Genomic DNA, 19,751 nt, shown 5'->3' with positions numbered 1-19,751 from the left:
GCCGACCCGTCGGCGGAGAATTGGCCAGCCATGGGCGTCACGGTGATCCCGCGGTCCGAGGCGGCGCCGGTGACCGTGTAACCCCCGTCGCCGGCCATCCGTTGCGCGTCGAGTCTCACCGTGCCCGTGCTCCCCGGCGCGATCGTGACCACCGGGTTGGCGACGTTGACGGTCACCGCCGAACCGCCCGCGCCGAAGGACGGGGGCGCCGCCGATTCGCTTGTACCCCAATGCTTGTCGGGGTAAGCGCCCAGCGAGAACGCCAGTTCGCCCCCCGTGCGGACGAACGACTCGGGCAGCCACGTGTTGTCGGTGGCGCGACCGTCGACGCGCAGGCCACTGATGTACCTGAGGTGGTACGGTCCGGACGCGCCGGGCGCCGAGATCCGGATGGCCCTGCCGTGCGGGAGCGCGATCACCGCGCGGTCGAAAAGCGGTGCGCCGACGGTGAGGATCGCCGTTCCGGGTGTGCTCGGGTAGAGCCCCAGCGCCGCCCAGACATACCAACTGGCCATCGCGCCGAGGTCGTCGTTGCCGGGCTCGCCGTCCGGCGTCGGGCCGAACAGGCCCCGCACCCGGTCGACCGTGTGTTGCGCCTTCCACGGCTGACCGATGTAGTTGTACAGCCACGGCACCCCGAAGCCCGGTTCGTTGCCGGCCCACAGGTAGGGCTCGTTGGGCCCGACGTTGAGTCTCTCGGTGAAGGCGTCGAGGCGCGCGGCCACCGCGTCACGGCCGCCGAGCGCGGTCACCAGGCCGGCCACGTTGTGCGGCACCCACCAGACGTACTGCGCGGCGTTGCCCTCGTCGTAGCCGATCTGGCCGAAACTCGACTGGGGCTCGACGAAACCCGGGCCGTCGCGGAAGAATCCGGTCCAGCTGCGCGGTGAGACGTAACCGGTGCTCGGGTTGAACAGGTTCTGCCAATACTGCGACCGGGCTTGGAATTCGGCGGCCGTGGCGTCCTCGCCGAGCGAGTCGGCGAATCGCGAGATGGCGAAGTCGTCGACCGACCATTCCAGCGTGATCGACGCGTCGGCGATCCAGCCGTCGAGGCCGAATTCCTGCGTGAAGGGTGCGTAGCCGCGCTCCAGGTAGGTGGCGATGCCCGGCCGCTCCACGTATTTGTTCAGCCCGACCCCGCCTTTCGTCGCCGCATTCACCATGTAGCGCAGCGCCGTTCGGGTGTCGAAGTTCTCGGCCCCGAACGCGTGGAGGTTCACGATGAGCGGCACGACGTTGTCGCCGCTCATCTCCGCGGTCGCGGCGTTGGCGAACGCCCAGCGCGGCAGCGCGCCGCTCTGCTCGGCGTCGTTCACCAGCGATTGGGCCATGTCGCCGGCCCGGTCTGGAAAGAGGAGCGCCTGCAACGCCGCCAGGCAGCGGTAGGTGTCCCAGTCGGAGAAGTTGGCATACTGCGTCCGCCCCGCGGCCACGGTGTGCACGGCGCCGTCGAACCCGACGTATCGGCCGTCGGCGTCGTTGAAGGTGTTGGGGTGCAAGAGGGATCGGTACAGCGAGGTGTAGAAGGTGTCCAGGTCGTCGACATTGCGGCCGGCGACGGCGATGCGTGACAGGCTGGCATTCCATTCCCGCGACGCCGCGGCGCGCACGTCGTCGAAACTTGCGCCGCCCTCGGCCGCCAAATTCGCCCGCGCCCCGTCGATGCCGACGTAGGAGATCGCGGTACGCACCTCTAGCACCGAGCCGGGCGGGAACTGCACGTATCCGCCGCTGTACGGGGAATTCGCGCTGCGGGCGCCGGGGTAAACCGCGAAGCCATCCCATGCGCCGTAGGCGGTGAACGGCTGGCTGAACTTCATCGCGAAATAGACCGTGTACGTGTTGTTCTTGCCGCAGAATCCGCCACTGGTGGCCCAGCCCGTGATCGTCGTGTTGTCCTCGCCGATCTGAATGGTTGCGCGGGAGTTGCCGGCCAGCGATGCGCCGGATCGCACCTGAAGCAGGGCGGGGCGGCCGTTGTGCGGGTAGCTGAACCGGCCGACGCCGGTGCGCGTCGTGGCGGTGAGTTCGGCCTTCACCCCGGTATCCGGAAACCGCACCGTGTAATAGCCCGGCACGCCCTGTTCGGTGTCGTCGTGGGCGATCCGCTCCCAGGACTTCCAGGGTTGCATGCCAATTCCGTTGCCGGTCGGCAACATCGAGATGTCACCGAACGCCGCGCAGCCGACCGAGGCGTGGGTCATGCTGAACCCGCTCGCGCGCGGGTTGTCGTAGTTGTAACCGGCGTAGTTGCCCACCGTGTCCGGTGAGTACTGCACCATTCCGAACGGCACGGTGGCGCCCGGGAAGTTGTTGATCTCCCCCACCGTCCGGCCGCCCGTCCCGGTGCCGATGAGCGTGGCGACGTGGTCGACCGGGCTGGCCACCAATGTGGGCTCGCCGTCATAGGCCATCGGCGGCGCGGCAGCGATGAACGCCATGAAGACGACCGACGCCGCGAGAATCGCGACGATGGTCCTTCGTGCCCGCATACCTGTCTCTTACTGGACAACTGTGTATTGAGTGGGCGTTTTCCAACCGAATTGGATAACGATTTGCTTCGACCATCACGGCGGCGCCCAAAGTTCAAAAAAATATCGGCAAACGCGGGCGCCATTTCGGCTACTGTCGTCTCGGCGTGGCCGGCGCTGGTACCGGCCCCAATTTTCGGGAGATTGGATCGATGAAACATTTGACGACAGCAACCATTTCCGTGGCGCTGAGTTTGGCGCTCGTCGGTTGCGGCGGTGACCACAAATCCGGCAATCAATCGACGACATCGACGACCACATCCGCCTCGACATCCACCACGTCGTCGGCGACCAGCGCGGCACCGGCCGCCAAAGCCAAATACACCATCGCCGACTACGTGAAGGACAACCACATCACGGAGACCCCCGTCCATCACGGCGATCCCGGCCCGAACGTCGACCTGCCGGTGCCCAACGGCTGGCAGCTCAACCAGAACGCGGGCACGTCATATGGCGGCATCGTCATGACCCAGCCCAGTAACCCCGCCGACGCGCCCACCGTCTCGGCGCTGTTCTCCCGGCTGTCGGGCAACGTCGACCCGGCGAAGGTCATCCAGTACGCGCCGGGCGAGGTGCAGAACCTGCCCGGGTTCGACGGCAGCGGCGACGGCAGCGCGTCGACGCTCGGCGGTTTCCAGGCGTGGCAAATCGGGGGCACCTATCAGAAGGACGGCGCCACCCGTGTCATCGCCCAGAAGACGGTGGTGATCCCCAGCCAGGGCGCCGTCTACGTGCTCCAACTCAACGCCGAGGGCCCGCAGGCCGATCAGGGCCCGCTGATGGACGTCACGAAGATCATCGACGACCAGACGACGATCACGCCGTGACCTAGGACCGTGCTGCCCCTCGGCCCTAGGCCGGGGGCCCGATTGGCCTTACGGTAAGCGCATGGCCGAGCAGTCGCATCAGATAGAGGCCGGGCATCCCCCGTCGGCGCTGATGCGCATCGTCAACCCGATGATGGGTTTCCTGTTGCGCACCCCGCTGGCCGGTCCCGCCCGCAAACAGCTGATGGTGCTGAGCTTCACCGGGCGAAAAACGGGCCGGCCGTTCTCAATTCCGTTGAGCGCCCATGTGATTGACGGTCAGCTCTACGCGCTGACCGGCGCGCCCTGGAAGCAGAACTTCCGCGACGGCGCACCCGCTCAGGTCGTCTACGACGGCAAGACGACCGCGATGCGCGGCGAGCTCATCCGCGACCGGGCCACGGTGTCCGACCTCTTCCTGCGCTGCGCCGAGTCCTACGGCGTCCAGCGCGCGCAGCGGATGATCGGGCTCAAGTTCCGCGATCACCGGATACCGACACGCGACGAGTTCGCCGAGGCGGTCGACCGGATGCACCTGGGAGCGGTGCGCCTGATCCCGGTGGGATAGCCGCTCAGTTGTCGGCGCCGAAGGCCCGATCGTGCGCGGTGAGCAGGCGCTGGTCGAACCGCGAGCGCGACGTGATGACCTCCCTGCCCAACTCCGAGAAGTCCTTCGCGATTTGCTCGGCCAGCGCGCCCAGCTTCATGTTGCGCACCTGCGACAGGGATTTGAGTAGGTTGAACGCCGCCAGCTCGTCGACGCCGTAAACCAACATCAACATGCCCTTGGTCCGGTCGATGGCGCCGCGACGCTCGGCGATCTCGGCCACCTGCTCGCTGATGCTCTCCTCGCGCTTGCGGCTGCGCGCCGGGGTGACGTCCACGTAGAAGCCGTGGGTGCCGATCACCTCGCCGTTGCTGTCGCAGAATTGGTCGCCCACCACGACCACGTCGTGGGTGTTGCCGCGAGTGTCCACGATGCGGTGCCTGGTGCTGAACGCCTGCCGGTGTTCGACCATGTCGTTGATGGTTGCGGCGACCTGGTTGCGGTCGGCCGGGTGCTTGTGGGCGATCACCAGCTCCGTCGTCGGGGTGACGGTTCCGGGTTCGTAGCCGTGCATCCGGTACACGGAGTCGGACCACTCCCAGCGCTGGTCCTCGAAGTAGAAGCGAAACCACCCGGCCCGCTGCGGCGTGCCGCCGGCGAGGGCCTCCTCCACCGCCGCCGTCTGGCCGTCTAGTTCCCACGCCACAGCGCACGCCCCGTCTCCGACTTTGCCGCCCACCCCGCCCTCCCTTCGAGCGACGCCTTCCGGATGGCGTCGCTTTCCTGCAGTCGCAGCGCGGACACGCGGCATAGTTCGCGCGCCCGGTCGAGCTGCTGACGCGAGCGCTGCATGGAGCTGGCGACCGAAAGCTGCAGCGACCGGGTAGAGGCCGAATACGCGCCCGCACCGGTCGCGGAGCGCCGCCGCAGGGTTTCCCGCAGCGCGGCCGTGCGGCGCGCCGCTCGAACGCGATGGGCCTTCTGCCGGCAGGCCGGCGAGCAGTAGACGGCATCGGCCCGGGCCGAGAAACCCGCCCCGCACATCGCGCATGTCATCCCCGGCATAGCCGTTACGTTACAGCTATCTGCGGGCGCGTTACAGCTATGGCCGCTAAGTGCGGAACGGGCCGTGTCGGGCGGGCTCGGTCAATCCCACGGTCCCGCGCCGGCGGCGGCGCGGGTCCGGGCGATTACCGGCGGCCCGAAACCGGCGTCGCGTACCGCGCGTCGCACCGCCTCGTCGACCGCGCCGGTCCGGTCGGCCGGCACGAGCGCGATCACGCAGCCGCCGAACCCGCCGCCGGTCATCCGCGCGCCCAGCGCGCCGGCCCCCACCGCGGTGTCGGCGATCAGGTCGATGTGTTGGGTGGTGATCTCGAAGTCGTCACGCATGGACGCGTGCGAGGCGTTGAAGATCCGCCCGGCTTCGCCGAAGTCCGCATCGCGGAGGGCCGCTACGCAGTCGAGCACCCGCTGATTCTCGCTCAGCACGTGGCGGGCCCGGCGGGCGTCGACGGGGTCACGGACCGCGGCCACGACCGAGGGCCCGCGGACGCCGATCTCGCGCAACGACGACACCCCGAGCTCCGCCGCCGCCCGCTCGCACGACGCGCGGCGCGCGGCGTAGTCGCCGCCGGCGTGACTGTGGCGGGCACGGGAGTCGATCAACAGCAGCGCGACACCGGCGGCGTCCGGGTCGAAGGCCACCGGCTCGACCGTGAGATCGCGGAAGTCGATCAGCAGCGCCGTCGCCGGCCGGGCGAACAGCGACGCCAGCTGGTCGAGCAAACCCGTTGGGGCGCCGACGTACTCGTTCTCGGCGCGCTGGGCCAGCCTCGCCTGCTCGATGCGGTCGATGCGTGCCCCGGCGGCCGCCGCGATCGCGCCCAGCGCCGCGCACTCCAGCGCCGCCGACGACGACAGTCCCGACCCCATCTCCACGTCGCTGGTGATGCGCATCGCGCCGCCGGGCACCGGGTGGCCGGCGCGCCGCAGTGCCCACACCACCCCGGCGACGTAGGCGGCCCAGCCGGCCACGTCGCCGGGCACGGTGTCGAGCGCGATCCGCACCGACCCGTCCGCGCGGTCACTGCCCACCGTGACGGCATCGCTGCCGTCGGGCCTGAACGTCACCACCGTGCGCTGCGGCAGCGCGATCGGCAAGGCGAACCCCAGGTTGTAGTCGGTGTGCTCGCCGATCAGGTTGACCCGACCGGGGGCGGCGTAGCGGACGGTCATCCGAGCTCACGCAGCCGCTCAGCCACGCTTTCGGGCGTGACATCGCTGATGAACGCGTCCATCGCCGACTCGGAGGCCGCCAGGTACTTCAGCTTGGTGGCGCTGCGCCGGATCGACATCAACTCGACGTGGAAGTAGCCGTCAGCCTGGGCGTCGGTGTCGGCGTACTGGTGCAACGCCGAAATGTAGGGCAGCGGTGAGGAATACATCCGGTCGAATCGCCGCAGCATGTCCAGGTAGATCCGCGCGAAACCCTCCCGTTCGTCCTCGCCGAGTTCGGTGAGGTTGCGCACGAACCTGTTCGGGTAGATGTGCACCTCGACCGGCCACCGCGCCGCGAAGGGCACGAACGCGGTGAACAGGTCATCGCGCGCGACGATTCGGCTGCCGTCGGCGATTTCGCCGGCCAGTAGGTCGCCGAAGAGGTTGGTGCCGTGGCGCATTCGGTGCTCGCGCGCCTGCCCCAGCATGGCGGCGGTGCGCGGCGTCAGATACGGGTAGCCGTAGATCTGCCCGTGCGGGTGGGTCAACGTCACCCCGATTTCCTCGCCGCGGTTCTCGAAGCAGAACACCTGCTCGATGCCCGGCGCGGCCAACAGTTCGCCGGTGCGGTGCCGCCACGCCTCGATGACCAGCCGGGCGTGCGCGACGTCCAGCCCGGCGAAGGAGCCGGTGTGGTCGCTGGAGAAGCAGATCACCTCGCTGCGCCCGTGCCCCGGAGCGCACACGAAGCCGGCACCCGGGAGCGCGGGCGCCGGACCCGAGCCGGACAGGCTGGGGAAGCGGTTCTCGAAGACCACGACGTCGTAGTCCGGCGCGGGCACCTCACTGGTCAGCCCGGTCGGGCCGGGGCACAGCGGGCACTGGTCGGGGGGCGGCTTGTAGGTGCGGTCTTGGCGCAGCGCCGCGACGATCACCCACTGCCCCGTCGTCTGGTCGAACCGCAGCTCGGATCGCTGACCGTCGCGCGCAGGCAGCGGCCTGCGGTCGTCGACCGGCGCCGGGCGGTGCCCGGGCAGCGCGAAGAAGAGCAGGTCACGGCCGTCGGCCAGCTTGGCCCGCGTCGGCGCTGTCACGATGTCGAAGACTAGCTTGTGCCGAAGTTCGGGTAACCCATGATGCGTTCGGCAGGCCAGAAGGGGGGCGCGGCGATCACCGACTTCTACGAACAGGCGCGCAACTGGGTGGTCGGCTCCGATCCCGGTCTGCTCCGGCTGCGCATGGCGACGCGGACGACGGCCGCGCTCGGCTGTTCACTGCTGGTCCTGTACGCCGCGACCCGTGCGACGGGGCAGCCGCTGACGGTCGCGTTGCTGGGCGTCGTCATCACGATGGTCGCTTCGCGATCGGTCAACGAGCCGGACCCGGGGCAGCAGCGGATCACCATGGCGCTGCTGCCCGTGCCCGCCGCCGTGGCCATCGCCGCCGCGGCGGCGCTCGCGCCCCACCAGGTGGTCAGTGACGCGGTGTTCGTGCTCGTCGTGTTCACCGCCGCCTACGTCCGCCGCTTCGGGGCGCGCGGCCGGGCGTTGGGCATGGTCGCCTTCATGTCCTACTTCTTCACGCTGTATCTGCGTGCGAGCGTCTCGGAGCTGCCGTGGATGATCGGGGCGGTCGCGGTGGGCACGGTGTGCACGTTCGTGATGACCACCTACGTCATGCCCGATCGGCCGGACCGCGTGCTGCGGGCGACCGTCCGTGCGTTGCGGGCGCGGATGGCGATCGTCGTCGACACCACCGCGGACGCCGTCCGCACCGGCCGCCTCGACGAACGGCGCAGGCGCCGGATGCGGGCGCGCACCACCCGGCTCAACGAGACCGCGCTGATGGTGCAGAGCCAGATCGAGGACAAGGCCGACCCCGCGATGCTGTGGCCCGGCGTCACCGCCGAACAGTTGGCCCCCTGGCTGCTGGACGCGGAGCTGGCCATCGAGTGGGTGGCGACGGCCGGGCGGCGGGCCGCGGCGCTGATGTCGGAGGACCCGAGCGCGATACCCGCACCGACTCGGGTCGCGCTCGTCGACGCGCTGTCGCGGCTGGCGCGGGCCATCCGCCTGCCCGAGCCCGACGGCCTCCGCCAAGCCGGCGCGCGGGCGCAACGGCTGCTGGACGAGCAGCGCGGCGCCGCCGGTGACGATCCGGGCAGCGCCGCCGTGCGCCGCCTCGCCCTGGCGATAATCAACGCCGCCACAGCGACTTCCGACGTTCGGGCCATTGTCGACCGCGCCGCGGCCGGCCAGGCGGGCGCCCTGGAGAACCGGGACAGCGAGCGCCCGCCTGCCTCGGACGGCGCGCCGCCGGACGCGCCCGGCGAGCCCGCCGACGAGGCACCGTCGCAGGGCCTCCGGCCGACCACCCGGCAGGCCATCCAGGTCGCCGTCGCCGCGTCGCTCGCGATCATCGCGGGCGAGCTGGTGTCACCCGCCCGCTGGTATTGGGCGGTGATCGCCGCGTTCGTCATCTTCGCCGGCACGAACTCGTGGGGCGAAACCCTGACCAAAGGCTGGCAGCGCCTGCTCGGCACCCTGCTCGGCGTGCCGTGCGGCGTGCTGGTGGCCACGCTGCTGGCCGGCGACAAGACGGCCGCGCTCGCCGGCATCTTCGTCTGCCTGTTCTGCGCCTTCTATTTCATGACGGTCACGTACAGCCTGATGACCTTCTGGATCACGACGATGCTGGCGTTGCTGTACGGCCTGCTCGGGCAATTCTCGTTCGGCGTGCTGATGTTGCGGATCGAAGAGACCGCCCTCGGCGCGGTGATCGGGGCGACGGTGGCCGTGGTCGTGTTGCCGACGCACACCAGGGAGGCGATCCGCGACGACACCCGAACGTTCCTCGCCAGCCTGTCGGCGCTCGTCGAGGTGTCGACCGGGACGATGCTCGGCGACGACGCGAGCGGGAGCCCGTCCGAGCAGGCACGCCAACTGGACCGGGACCTCCAGCAGTTCCGGGTGACCGCCAAGCCGCTGCTGGCGGGCGTCGCCGGCCTGGCGGGCCGGCGCAGCATTCGCCGCGCCCTGCGCATCTTCGCCGCGTGCGACCGGTACGGGCGCAGCCTGGCGCGTAGCAGCGAGCGATACCAGGATCCGCTGGGGGCCCAGCCGCTCACCTTCGAACTGGCCCAGGCCTTTTCGGCGGCCGCGGCTCAGACGCGGCGCAACATCGACGCGCTGGCCGCAGCCATCGGCAGTGGCCGCGCGCCGACCATGGTGTCGGCGGCAGACGAGCTCGACGCCGCGGAGACGCTGGCCCGGCAGCGGGACGGCGAGGCCGGATCGCCGATGCCCGACACCCGCCGATTACTCACCGCGGTGCACGCGCTGCGCCAGATCGAGCGGGCCGTCGTGACCGCGGCCACCAACCTCGGCGGGCGCGAAACCGCCGCGGCCGAATTTCACACCGACGGGTTTCAGAGGCCGGGCAGGCATGCGGGGAAATAGCACGGCTGGTTGGGCCCCTGGGCTTTTCGCACCAGGTCGAACAGCGCCAGCATCGTTTGCAACAGCCGCATTTCGACGCCGGGCCGTTGCGCAGGAGGCAGGTTCTGCACGTCGTTCGACACCGTGGTGGACTGCTGCTGCAGCTGCGTCAGCCGTTGCTGACGTTCCGCCGGGGTGAGGTTGTCCCAGTTGTCGTGCAGGTCGTTCACCTGCCACTGCAGTTCGGCGACCTCCGCCTCGGGATCGGGCTGCGGGGCGGGGGCCAGCGCGTAGAACCGGCTCCCGACGGGCGCCGGCGCGGTCTCGGCCTGCGCCCATCCGGCCGCCGCCAGCGCGACGGCGACGAGGCCGGACGCGACTATCGCTGTGATTTTCATGAATCTTCTTTTCTTTCAAGGCTCGCCTTTATGGTGCTGGCATTAGGTCACGCCGGGTTTGCTACCGATCCCAATAGTCGAAAGGGACTGCGACGGCGACGTCGAAGCTGCCTGGGCAGTACAGCTAGCGGGCCGGGGCCTCGGTGGCGGCGGGCGCCGCGGCGGGAACGTCCCTGACCGCCCGCAGGCGAATGCGGGCCCCGCGATGTGGCACCAGGACAACGAATTTCAGCCGCTGGCGTTCGTCGGGCGCGGACGTGGTAGACAACTCGACCCGGCGCAGAATCTCGCGCAACACCACGCGCATCTCGACCGAGGCGAACCCGGCGCCCAGACAGCGGCGGTTGCCGCCACCGAACGGGAACCAGGTCGTCGGGGTGAGGGTGGCGCCCAGCATGCGGTCGGGGTCGAATCGGTGCGGGTCCGGATAAACCGCGGCGCTGGTGTGCACCAGCCCGATTCCGGGCGCCACCATGACCCTGGCCGGCAGCCGGTAGCCGGCCACGTCGGCCGGTTCGGTGAGCACCCGCCCCACGTCGAAGACCACCGGGCGGATCCGCAACGTCTCCTTCACCAGCGCGTCGAGATACTCGTCTCCGGCCGGATCGCTCCCGGCGCCGGCCTCGGCGGCGGCCGTGGCCTTGGCCAGCACGGCCGGATGGCGGGTCAACCGCTCGAGCGCCCAGGACAACCCGTTCGCGGTGGTGTCGTGCCCGGCCACCAGCAACGTCATCAGCTGATCCCGCAACTCGCGGTCCGACATCGGGTGCCCGCCCTCGTCGGCACGGACGAGCATGGCCAGCACGTCGGTGCGCTCGGCCAGGTCGGGGTCGGCGCGGCGCTCGGCGATCTCGGCGTAGAGCAGGCGGTCCGCCTCGGCCATCCGGCGCCGCAGCGCCCGCCACGGGAGGTAACGCTGCAGCTCCGGCCTGGCCAGCGCCAGAGTCGCCCAGGGGCCCACCGTGAGCAGCCGGGGCATGATCGCGAGCAGGGCGGCGAGCCGGGCCGGATCCGTGGCACCGATGACCGTCCGCAGGATGACCTCCAGCGTGATCTCCGACATCTTGGGCGCGGCCGCGAAGCTCTTGCCCACCGGCCACTCGGCGATCTTGGCGGCGGCGATGTCGGCCATCTGCCCGGCTTGGCGAGCGACGGCGTCCCGATGGAAGGGCGGCAGCATCAGCCGGCGCCGGTCGCGGTGGACATCCTCGTCGATCACCAGAAGCGAGCTCTCGCCCAGCAATCCGCTCAAGATCGAATTGGCTTCTCCGGCATGGAAAACGCGCGGGTCGCCGGCGAAGACCGTCTTGATGTCGGCCGGGTCGGCCAAGTACACCAGCGTGCCCATCCCCGCGACGCGCAGCGTGAACACGTTCCCATAACGACGCCGGCAGGCGGCAACGAAGTGCGACCCGCGGTGCAACATCAACGCGGCCTGTAGAACCCGGGGCAGCCGGGGCCCCGGCGGGAGCGTGGAACGCGCGGCTTTGCGCATCGCCCGTCATTTTACGACGGGCCCGCGCGGCGGAGCGGAATTACTTTGCGCCGCCCCCTCAGCTCACATCCGCAGCTGGGTGGTATCCGTCTCGTGGCGGTCGCCGGTCGCGATGAAGTCTTCGATCAGCTCCACCACCTGGTTCGGCGCCTCGACCTGAGCGAAGTGACCCACGTCGGGCAGGATTTCCAGCCGCGCGTCGGTGCGGGCCTCGTGCGCGGCGTACGCGTGGTCGACGGGGATGATGGCATCCCGCTCGCCCCAAATCGCCATCACCGGCAGGTCCTCGCGCAGCCGCAGCCTGCTGAGCGCGCTGACCGCCTGGCCCCGGTAGTCCACCACCGACCGCAGCGTGCGCAGGAACGACTGCCGGGTCTCGCCGTCGGACAGCGACGAGTAGGCGCTCCACATTTCGGCCCCGCGCGGCGAGTGGATGCCGGCCCCGCGCAACCACGACCTGAGCCGATTGCCGACGGCCAATACCGGCTTGGGCGCGATGATGGGCAGCACCAGCTCCGCCCCGGGCGCCGACAGCAGCCGCAGCACCCAGCCGACGTCGGGCCCCAGCCCGCCGCTGCTGATCAGGATCAGGCGCTTGGCGTAGTCGGGGTGCTGGTAGACGAACTGCATCGCGACGCCGCCGCCGAGCGATTGACCGACCAAGGTGGCCTGGCTGACGCCCAGCTCGTCGAGCAGATCGCGAAGCCAGACCGCGAACGCACCCAGCGAATAGTCCGTGCGGGGCTTCGCCGATGCGCCGTGGCCGAGCAGGTCCGGGGCGATGACCCGGAACTTCTTGGCCAGCGGCGGGATGATCGACCGCCACGTCTCTGAGCTGCCCGCCATGCCGTGGATGAGCAGGAGCACCTCGCCGTCACCCTCGTCGCGGTAGGCGACCCGGTCGCCGTGCAGCTCGAGATACTTCAACTCGTTCATGGCCCCGGTGTACCCGCTCCGGCGTCGTTTAGAGGCCTGTGTGGGCGAATCTGTGAGGGAAAACGCTTCCGGCCGCCACAGTGCCGGACGCCTCAGCGATGATCTACTGCATGACCGAACCGGTTGCGGCCCGCGTGGCCGTCTACCTCGACTTCGACAACATCGTGATCTCGCGATATGACCAGGTGCACGGTCGCAACTCGTTCCAGCGGGACAAGGCCAAGGGCCTCGAGCAGTACGGCGAGCGGCTGGACCGGGCCACGGTGGACGTCGGCGCCATCCTCGACTTCGCATCGTCGTTCGGGACGCTGGTGCTCACCCGCGCCTACGCCGACTGGTCGGCCGATATCAACACCGGCTATCGCGGGCAGCTGGTGGGCCGCGCGGTCGACCTGGTGCAGTTGTTCCCCGCGGCGGCCTACGGCAAGAACGGAGCGGACATCCGGTTGGCCGTCGACGCGGTCGAGGACATGTTCCGGCTGCCCGACCTGACCCACGTCGTGATCGTGGCCGGCGACTCCGACTACATCCCGCTGGCCCAGCGCTGCAAGAGGCTGGGCCGGTACGTGGTGGGGATCGGGGTGGCCGGCGCGTCGAGCCGGGCGCTGGCGGCGGCCTGCGACGAGTTCGTCATCTACGACTCGCTGCCGGGCGTGCCTGCGCTCGCACCGCAGGCCGCCGAAGCCGACGCCAAGCCGGCGAAGCGACGCTCCGGGCGTGCCAAGGAGGCGGCGCCCGAGGAGCCGGAGCCGCCCGATCCCCAGGCGGCCGCCACGGCGCTGCTGACGCGCGCGCTGCAGATCGGCCTGGACAAGGACGACGTCGACTGGCTGCACAACTCCGCGGTGAAGGCCCAGATGAAACGGATGGACCCGTCGTTCAGCGAAAGGTCGTTGGGATTCCGGTCATTCAGCGATTTCCTGCGTTCGCGCTCCGATGTCGTCGAGTTGGACGAGACGTCGACGACGCGGATGGTGCGGTTGCGTGCGCAAGACTGAAACCATCTCGGGGCCCCGGTGGCTGACCCGCAACGTCCGGGTGCTCTCCGGGGTCTCGTTCCTGCAAGACGCGGCCAGCGAGCTGTTGTACCCGCTGTTGCCGATCTACCTGACGGCCGTGCTGGGCGCCCCGCCGTCGGTGGTGGGCGCAGTCGAGGGGGCGGCCGAGGGTGCGGCGTCGCTGACGAAGCTCGCGGCGGGCCCGCTCGGCGACCGGTTCGCCCGGCGCCCGTTGATCGCCACCGGCTACGGCATGGCCGCGCTCGGCAAGGTCATCATCGCGGTGGCCGGGGCGTGGCCGGGCGTGCTGGCGGGTCGCGTGGTCGACCGGCTCGGCAAGGGCATTCGCGGCGCACCGCGCGACGCGCTGTTGGTCGATGACGTCGATGACGCCTTGCGCGGGAGGGTTTTCGGCTTCCACCGCGCGATGGACACCTTCGGCGCCGTCGTCGGTCCGCTGCTCGGGCTGGTGGGTTACGAACTGCTGGACCATCGGATCGCGCCGTTGCTGTATGTCGCCATCGTGCCCGCCGTCCTGTCGGTGGCACTCGTCTTCGGCGTGCGCGAGCGCGGGCGCCGGGCCCCGCGGGAGCGGCGGCAGTCCATGTGGGCGGGTGTGCGTTCGTTGCCGAGGCCGTATTGGCGGGTGACCGCGCTCCTGGTCGTCTTTAGCATGGTCAATTTCCCCGATGCCCTGTTGTTGTTGCGCCTCAACGAAATCGGCTTCTCGGTGGTCGGGGTGATCCTGGCCTACGTCGGTTACAACGCGGTGTATGCGCTGGCCAGCTACCCGGCCGGAGCGCTCGCAGACCGCATCGGCAGGCCGGCGCTGTTCGGCATCGGCCTGGCCTTTTTTGCGATCGGCTACGTCGGGCTGGGGCTGACCACGGACGCCGTCACGGCATGGCTGCTGATCGGCGCCTATGGAATGTTCACCGGGTGCACCGACGGCGTCGGGAAGGCCTGGATCTCGGGGTTGGTCGACCCGGGGCACCAGGCCAGCGCGCAGGGCGTGTTCCAGGGCGCCGTGGGCCTGGCCGTGCTGGTGGCCGGCTTGTGGGCGGGTGCCCTGTGGGGTTCGAACGGCCAACTGCCACTGCTCATTTCGGGGGTCACGGGCGGCGTCTTCGCGGTCCTGCTGATCGGCGGCCGGCTGGTCGGCGCGTTAAGGAGCGGGTGACCGCAACCCTGGCGACCACACACATCGGCTCCAACGTATGGCGAGGGCCGGCTTGAGCCCGCAATATCGTTGACACACAACCCAGCCGGTCATACATTGTGTGAAAGTTGTCGCGGGCGCCTCGCTTCGCGCGACCTCGAGGAGACCGTCATGGCCGTCGGTACCGCCCCCACAAGCGTTTTCGACGCCGACCTGCCGACGCTGGCGTACCACGCCGAGGAAACCCCCGCCGACGTCTACCCCCGCCTCCAGGCGGCGCAGCGGCACGCCCCGGTCGCCATGGGCCCGCACGGGCCCGAGGTCCTCTCCTACCACCTGGTCCGCTCCGTCCTCCGCGATGCGCGATTCCAGATCCCGCCGGGGATCAACCTGCTCGCCCAGGGGGTGACGTCGGGCCCGTTGTGGGACAAGGTGGTCAACAGCCTGCTGTGCCTGGAGGGCGCCGCGCACCACCGGCTGCGCAGCCTGACGTCCAAGGCGTTCACCCCCCGCGCGACCCTGCGGCTGCACGACACCATGGTCGACGTGATGAATGGGCTCATCGATGCCGTCATCGACGCGGGTCGCTGCGACGTCGTCGCCGACCTTGCCCGCCCCTACCCCGTGCCGATCATCTGCGCCTTGCTCGGGGCCCCGCGCGAGGACTGGCAACAGTTCTCGCTATGGGCGGACGACGTGTTCAAGGCCTTCAGCTTCAGCGTCGACATCCGGGAGGTCGAGCCCGTCGTCATGCGGGCGTGGGGCGAGCTCGACGACTACGTCGACGACATGGTGGCGCGGCGGAGGCACAGCCTGACCGACGACCTGCTCTCCGACCTGATCCGCGCCGAGGATGACGGCGACCGCCTGAACACCGCCGAGCTGCGGATGCTGGCGGGCGGCCTGCTGCTGGCGGGCACTGACACCACCCGCAACCAGGTGGCCGCGTCGGTGCACGTCCTCTGCGAGCACCCCGAGCAATGGGACCTGCTCAAGGAGCACCCCGAGCTGGCGATGCGCGCCGTCGAGGAGACCATGCGCCACTCGCCGATCGCGGGCGGGACCCTGCGCCTGGTGGTCGAGGACGCCGAGCTGGACGGCTACCTCTTTCCCGCGGGCACGATGGTCCTGGTCAACACGGCGGCCGCCAACCGCGACCCCGCGGTCTACGACGACCCCGACCGGGTCGACATCACCCGCGAGGGAGCCCCGCCCATCTTGACCTTCGGCGGGGGTGTGCACTACTGCCTGGGGGCCAACCTGGCCCGGCGCGAGATCGCCGAAGCGCTGAACGTCATCGCGGGCCGCCTGCTCAACCCGCGCACCGCCGGGCCGGTCCCGTGGAAGCCGATGGTGAGCCTGAGCGGCCCGAAGAGCCTGCCCATCGAGTTCGACCGATAGGCGTCGGTGTGACGAAGACCGCCTGACACAAGTCGCGGTTGGTCCCCGCCCGCTTTACGCTCACTGGTTACACGAACTTAACGGGGGTTTTTTGATGCGTGCGTTTCCGGGGCAAACTGCGGCCAAATGCGGGTCTGCCCTGCCCGCGCTGGCCGCCTGCCTGGCCCTCGTGGCGTGTTCGGAAACCGCGTCCCCACCCGCCGCGACGCCCACCACCTCGACTTCTTCGGCGAAAACCGCGCCCAGCGCCGTCGCCGCACCCGCGCCCATCACCGGTCCCTTGGAGAAGGATTGGAAAAGCTACGGCGGAACGGCGTACTTCGGCTGTCCGGAGAAATTTTCCGACAGCAAATCCGCACTCGACGACATCCGCCCGAAAATATTCGATCCGAAGACCGGCCAATACGTGGCGCCGGCCCTCCCGGTGGTCCCCGCCGGTGAGAACCTGACCGGCGCCATCTGCGCGCTGACGGGCACGGCGGAGGACATGCGGGTCGTCTATGTCGTCACGACCGTCAAACCCGCCCAGGCCCAACAACCCGCGGCCGCCAAGGCGACCGCGTACGCCTTCGACTTCAAGGCGGGCCAACCGCTGGCAACGAAGGAGCTGCAGCCGCCGACACCGGACCTGAAGCTGACCTCGTCGAAGGACTGGTCGCTGTCCTCGACCGCGTCGGGCGTGGCGTGGGTCAACGCCTTCACCGACGGGCACGCCCCCAATTCGCCGCCCCGGACCGTCATCCTGTCCGGCACCGATCTCTCGATGCCCTGGAACGATCCACAATCCGGGCGCGCCTGGCAGGACGTTCTCGCGTTCCAGCGCAACACCGACCCCGCCAAGACGTCGGGCGCCGAGCTGCGCCGGCCCAGCGGCGAGGCCATCTATCAGGACAACGACATCCGCAGCGTGGACGCCGAATTGTCCGACGGCCCGGACAAATTGGTGAAGATCACGCGCTGGGATTCCTACAACCCGCCCGTGCTGTCGACGATGTTCTACGACCTGAACGCCAAAGCGGTCATCAAGGTCGGCGACTCCGACCGCATTCCCGGCGGCGGGCTGTCCGCCACCTTGTCCGACGGGAAATTGTTTGTCGACGGCCATGATTCGGACAGTTCCCCGTTCGGTTTCGGGGTGTGGAACCTGCGCAGCCAGCAGTGGGATTTCCTGAAGACGCGCGACGACGCGAAGAAGATGTCGATCGCCAAGATGGCGTTCTTCGAAGACCACCTCTACATCACCAACGTCGGCAACACGTTCGCCGTCCTCGCCCTGCCCGCCACCGAACCGATCGCCACCACCTGGTCGGTCCGGCCCTTCGCGCGGATCTCGGGCTGGACGCTGATCTGCCGCGGTGAGAATGCCGTGGCCCTCAACGGCGACTGCAAGGACATCGTGATGGTGCAGGACCAGGACGGACACTTCCCCGGCCCCTGGACCTGAATTGCGTCAGCCGTCCACCGAGACCAGATGACGGTGCAGAAATTCCGTCTGCACCGAGCTGATCTCCTCGAACAGCTTTCCCGTGTAGACGTCGAAGTGCCCGACCGGGTAGCGGTGCAGCTCAACGTTATTCATCAGCGAGGCGATCCGTACCGCGAACCTGGGTGACGCCTGCAGGTCTTGGTCCCCCACGCACATCAGGACGGGCATGTGCAGTTTCTCCGCGGTGCCTTCGCGATAGCGCGGCAATGCGAACAGCATGCGGGGAGCCAGCGAGTTGCGCCAACCGACGGCTTCGCCGCCGAGCGCCTCGAACGCGAATCCGGCCTCTGGCTCAGTGAATACCGCGGTCCCGCCGGAGTCATCCACCACAGGAACCAGATACGGCCCTTGGCCCAACCTCGCCCCAACCGCGTCGCGGACCGCGGCGGCGGTGAATTGCAGCGTCCGCCATGCCACATCCCAACTGAGACGCTCGCGTAGTCCGCGGCCGCGGTGCCAGCCGTCGATCAGCGGGACTTGCGACACCACGGCGGCGACATCCGGGTCGTCGGCGGCGACCGCCAGCACGTGGCCGCCGCTGAGAGACGTTCCCCACAGCGCAACCCGACGCGGATCGATGTCGTCACGACCGCGCGCGTATCGCACCGCCGCCCGGTAGTCGTCCCGTTGTTCGTCGACGTCGATGACTTGCCGAGGCTCGCCACCGCTCGCTCCGAAATGCCGATAGTCGAACGCCAGCACCGCCAGGCCCGCCGCCGTGAATTTCTCCGCGTAAGCGGGCAGACCGAGGCGCTTGGTGGCGCTGCCGCCGTGCCCCATCACCACGCAGGCGAGCCCGTTGCCCGCGTTCGCCGGCCAATAGAGATCGGCCGCGCACGGCACCCCGCCGGACTCGAACGACACTTCCTGCAGCACTGACACGTCGGTTCCGTCCTGAGTTGCTACAACTCGTCCCAATCTGCCGCGTGGCGCGGGCACCTCACCAGAACCAAGAGGACCAGCCTTCGATGACGTTTTCCCCTACTGAACGGGCAGCCGGACGTCGATGCTCTCGGTATGCGTGGCAGACGACCGCGGTTGCTGCTCGACCAACTGCGCGACGAGCGTGGTCGACGGGTCATGCTCGTCTCGCACTGCCTGCTGAACGAGAACACGCGTTACGCCGGGGGTGCCACCCGACCGGGTGCGGTGGCGGAGGCGGTGGAGGAGCTGATCGGCGCCGGCTACGGGATTCACCAGCTGCCCTGCCCGGAACGGCTGGCCTGGGGCGGCGCGCTCAAACCCCACAGCCTGCCCCTCTACCACTCCAAGGGCGGCCTGCTGTACCCGTTCCGCGGCCTGTTGCTGCGCGCGTTCGTGGCCTGGACCCGCCTGGTCTATCGGCGATTGGCTCGGCAGGCGGTTCGCGACGTCGCCGACTACCAGCGGTCCGGGTTCACGGTGGCCGGCATCGTGGGCATCGGCGCCTCGCCGTCGTGCGGGGTAGTGACCACTTTGGATATGCGAGCGTCGCTGGACGTGGTCGCGGCCTGTCCCGCCGCCGCGCTTACGCGCGACGTCATGAACGAGCGCGCCGTTCTCGGGTGCCGTCGCGCGGGCGAGGGCTTGTTCATCGCCGCGCTGGATCGGCAGTTGCGCCGCCGCGGGCTGCAAGTGCCGGCGCTCGAGCACGACCTGGCAGCGGAGCTCCGCGGTGAACGGCAGAACCTGCTGGCCGAGGATGCGGTGCGGACCCTGGGTAGTAAAGCTCCGCTTTCCGGCGCCGCAGCACCCTAATCAACGCTGCATCTCGCACGTCAACTGCTAGGCGCGGGTGCGCGCGGATCGTCGACCCGCTAGCCCTCGTCCGCGTTCGCGAGAACCACTCGCGTGCCCTATTATCTGCGTATGCATGCAGGTACGCGGACAGCGCTCCGATGAGCGCGGGAAGCGAACACCATCACCACGAGCACGCACATGCGCACGGGATTCGCGGCCTCGTAGCCCAACTGCGTCCGCACAGCCACGACGCCGCCGACAGCGTGGACACCGCCCTGGAATCCAGCGCGATCGGCATCCGGGCGGTCAAGATCAGCCTCGTCGGACTGGGCGCTACCGCGGCCGTGCAGGTGGTGATCGCCGTCCTGTCGGGATCGATCGCGCTGCTCGCCGACACCATCCACAACTTCTCGGACGCGCTCACCGCCGTCCCGCTCTGGATCGCGTTCTCGTTGTGCCGCCGCGCGCCGACCCGCCGCTACACCTACGGCTACGGCCGCGCCGAGGACATCGCCGGCTTGTTCGTCATCGGCATGATCACGCTGTCGGCGATCGTCGCCGGCTACGAGGCCGTCCTGCGGCTGATTCACCCCGTCGCCATCGGCCACGTGGGTT

General features: G+C 69.4%; 18 protein-coding genes. 9 read left to right on the top strand and 9 right to left on the bottom strand.

Features of this window, described 5'->3' with window-relative positions:
- Positions 1-2,495 (bottom strand): GH92 family glycosyl hydrolase (locus A9X05_RS28745; protein ID WP_067785762.1); only part of this gene is annotated, 2,495 nt, incomplete at its 3' end.
- Positions 2,496-2,686: 191 nt separating this feature from the next.
- Between A9X05_RS28745 and A9X05_RS28740 the strand changes: the two genes are divergently transcribed.
- Together A9X05_RS28740 and A9X05_RS28735 are read left to right on the top strand one after the other, a co-directional pair.
- Positions 2,687-3,361 (top strand): LpqN/LpqT family lipoprotein, encoded by a 675-nt coding sequence (locus A9X05_RS28740; protein WP_067754756.1) that lies wholly within the window; start codon positions 2,687-2,689, stop codon positions 3,359-3,361.
- A gap of 61 nt (positions 3,362-3,422) precedes the next feature.
- Positions 3,423-3,908: a hypothetical protein gene (locus A9X05_RS28735; protein ID WP_067754759.1), complete on the top strand. Its 486-nt coding sequence runs from the start codon at positions 3,423-3,425 to the stop codon at positions 3,906-3,908.
- Between the two features lie 4 nt (positions 3,909-3,912).
- Here A9X05_RS28735 and A9X05_RS28730 read toward each other — a convergent pair whose 3' ends face one another.
- The 4 genes from A9X05_RS28730 to galT form a co-directional block, all read right to left on the bottom strand.
- Complete coding sequence (locus A9X05_RS28730) at positions 3,913-4,593, bottom strand: PAS and ANTAR domain-containing protein (protein WP_067754762.1); 681 nt, start codon at positions 4,591-4,593, stop codon at positions 3,913-3,915.
- Positions 4,578-4,952 (bottom strand): hypothetical protein, encoded by a 375-nt coding sequence (locus A9X05_RS32455; protein WP_067785759.1) that lies wholly within the window; start codon positions 4,950-4,952, stop codon positions 4,578-4,580. Before A9X05_RS32455 ends, A9X05_RS28730 begins: the two co-directional genes overlap by 16 nt.
- An 81-nt stretch (positions 4,953-5,033) precedes the next feature.
- Positions 5,034-6,125, bottom strand: coding sequence for a galactokinase (locus A9X05_RS28720; protein WP_067785756.1), 1,092 nt, complete (start codon positions 6,123-6,125; stop codon positions 5,034-5,036).
- The gene (galT, locus tag A9X05_RS28715; RefSeq protein WP_197499233.1) at positions 6,122-7,201 is read right to left on the bottom strand and encodes a galactose-1-phosphate uridylyltransferase; all 1,080 of its coding nucleotides are present in this window, start codon (positions 7,199-7,201) and stop codon (positions 6,122-6,124) included. Before galT ends, A9X05_RS28720 begins: the two co-directional genes overlap by 4 nt.
- A gap of 108 nt (positions 7,202-7,309) precedes the next feature.
- On the opposite strand from galT, the gene A9X05_RS28710 reads away from it, so the two are divergent.
- Entirely contained in the window at positions 7,310-9,565 is a 2,256-nt protein-coding gene (locus tag A9X05_RS28710; RefSeq protein WP_082971088.1) for an FUSC family protein, read from the top strand.
- Here the strand turns inward: A9X05_RS28710 and A9X05_RS28705 are convergent.
- From A9X05_RS28705 to A9X05_RS28695, 3 genes are all read right to left on the bottom strand, one after another.
- Positions 9,535-9,942, bottom strand: a complete 408-nt coding sequence (locus tag A9X05_RS28705) for a hypothetical protein (protein WP_067785750.1) — start codon at positions 9,940-9,942, stop codon at positions 9,535-9,537. The two genes, A9X05_RS28710 and A9X05_RS28705, sit on opposite strands and share 31 nt — an antisense overlap.
- A 124-nt stretch (positions 9,943-10,066) precedes the next feature.
- Complete coding sequence (locus A9X05_RS28700; protein ID WP_067785747.1) at positions 10,067-11,437, bottom strand: cytochrome P450; 1,371 nt, start codon at positions 11,435-11,437, stop codon at positions 10,067-10,069.
- Positions 11,438-11,500: 63 nt separating this feature from the next.
- The gene (locus tag A9X05_RS28695; protein ID WP_067754777.1) at positions 11,501-12,373 is read right to left on the bottom strand and encodes an alpha/beta fold hydrolase; all 873 of its coding nucleotides are present in this window, start codon (positions 12,371-12,373) and stop codon (positions 11,501-11,503) included.
- A 98-nt stretch (positions 12,374-12,471) separates the two neighbouring features.
- On the opposite strand from A9X05_RS28695, the gene A9X05_RS28690 reads away from it, so the two are divergent.
- The 4 genes from A9X05_RS28690 to A9X05_RS28675 all read left to right on the top strand — a co-directional run bounded on the left by A9X05_RS28690 (position 12,472) and on the right by A9X05_RS28675 (position 17,375).
- Complete coding sequence (locus A9X05_RS28690; RefSeq protein ID WP_067754780.1) at positions 12,472-13,371, top strand: NYN domain-containing protein; 900 nt, start codon at positions 12,472-12,474, stop codon at positions 13,369-13,371.
- Entirely contained in the window at positions 13,358-14,551 is a 1,194-nt protein-coding gene (locus A9X05_RS28685) for an MFS transporter (RefSeq protein WP_067754783.1), read from the top strand. Before A9X05_RS28690 ends, A9X05_RS28685 begins: the two co-directional genes overlap by 14 nt.
- Positions 14,552-14,701: 150 nt before the next feature.
- Positions 14,702-15,931, top strand: coding sequence for a cytochrome P450 (locus A9X05_RS28680; protein ID WP_067785744.1), 1,230 nt, complete (start codon positions 14,702-14,704; stop codon positions 15,929-15,931).
- Positions 15,932-16,025: 94 nt separating this feature from the next.
- Positions 16,026-17,375 carry a hypothetical protein gene (locus tag A9X05_RS28675; RefSeq protein ID WP_067785741.1) on the top strand — a complete coding sequence of 450 codons (1,350 nt, stop codon included), beginning with the start codon at positions 16,026-16,028 and terminating at the stop codon, positions 17,373-17,375.
- A 6-nt stretch (positions 17,376-17,381) separates the two neighbouring features.
- On the opposite strand, the gene A9X05_RS28670 is transcribed toward A9X05_RS28675, so the two are convergent.
- The gene (locus tag A9X05_RS28670; RefSeq protein WP_067785738.1) at positions 17,382-18,299 is read right to left on the bottom strand and encodes an alpha/beta hydrolase; all 918 of its coding nucleotides are present in this window, start codon (positions 18,297-18,299) and stop codon (positions 17,382-17,384) included.
- A gap of 135 nt (positions 18,300-18,434) precedes the next feature.
- On the opposite strand from A9X05_RS28670, the gene A9X05_RS28665 reads away from it, so the two are divergent.
- Entirely contained in the window at positions 18,435-19,154 is a 720-nt protein-coding gene (locus tag A9X05_RS28665) for a DUF523 domain-containing protein (RefSeq protein ID WP_082971086.1), read from the top strand.
- 140 nt (positions 19,155-19,294) lie between these two features.
- A partial coding sequence (locus A9X05_RS28660; RefSeq protein WP_156736779.1) for a cation diffusion facilitator family transporter occupies positions 19,295-19,751 on the top strand: 457 nt, incomplete at its 3' end.

It is taken from the genome of Mycobacterium sp. E3298 (genome assembly GCF_001666895.1).
GTDB lineage: Bacteria > Actinomycetota > Actinomycetes > Mycobacteriales > Mycobacteriaceae > Mycobacterium.
This window is presented reverse-complemented; position numbering and strand designations above follow the sequence as displayed.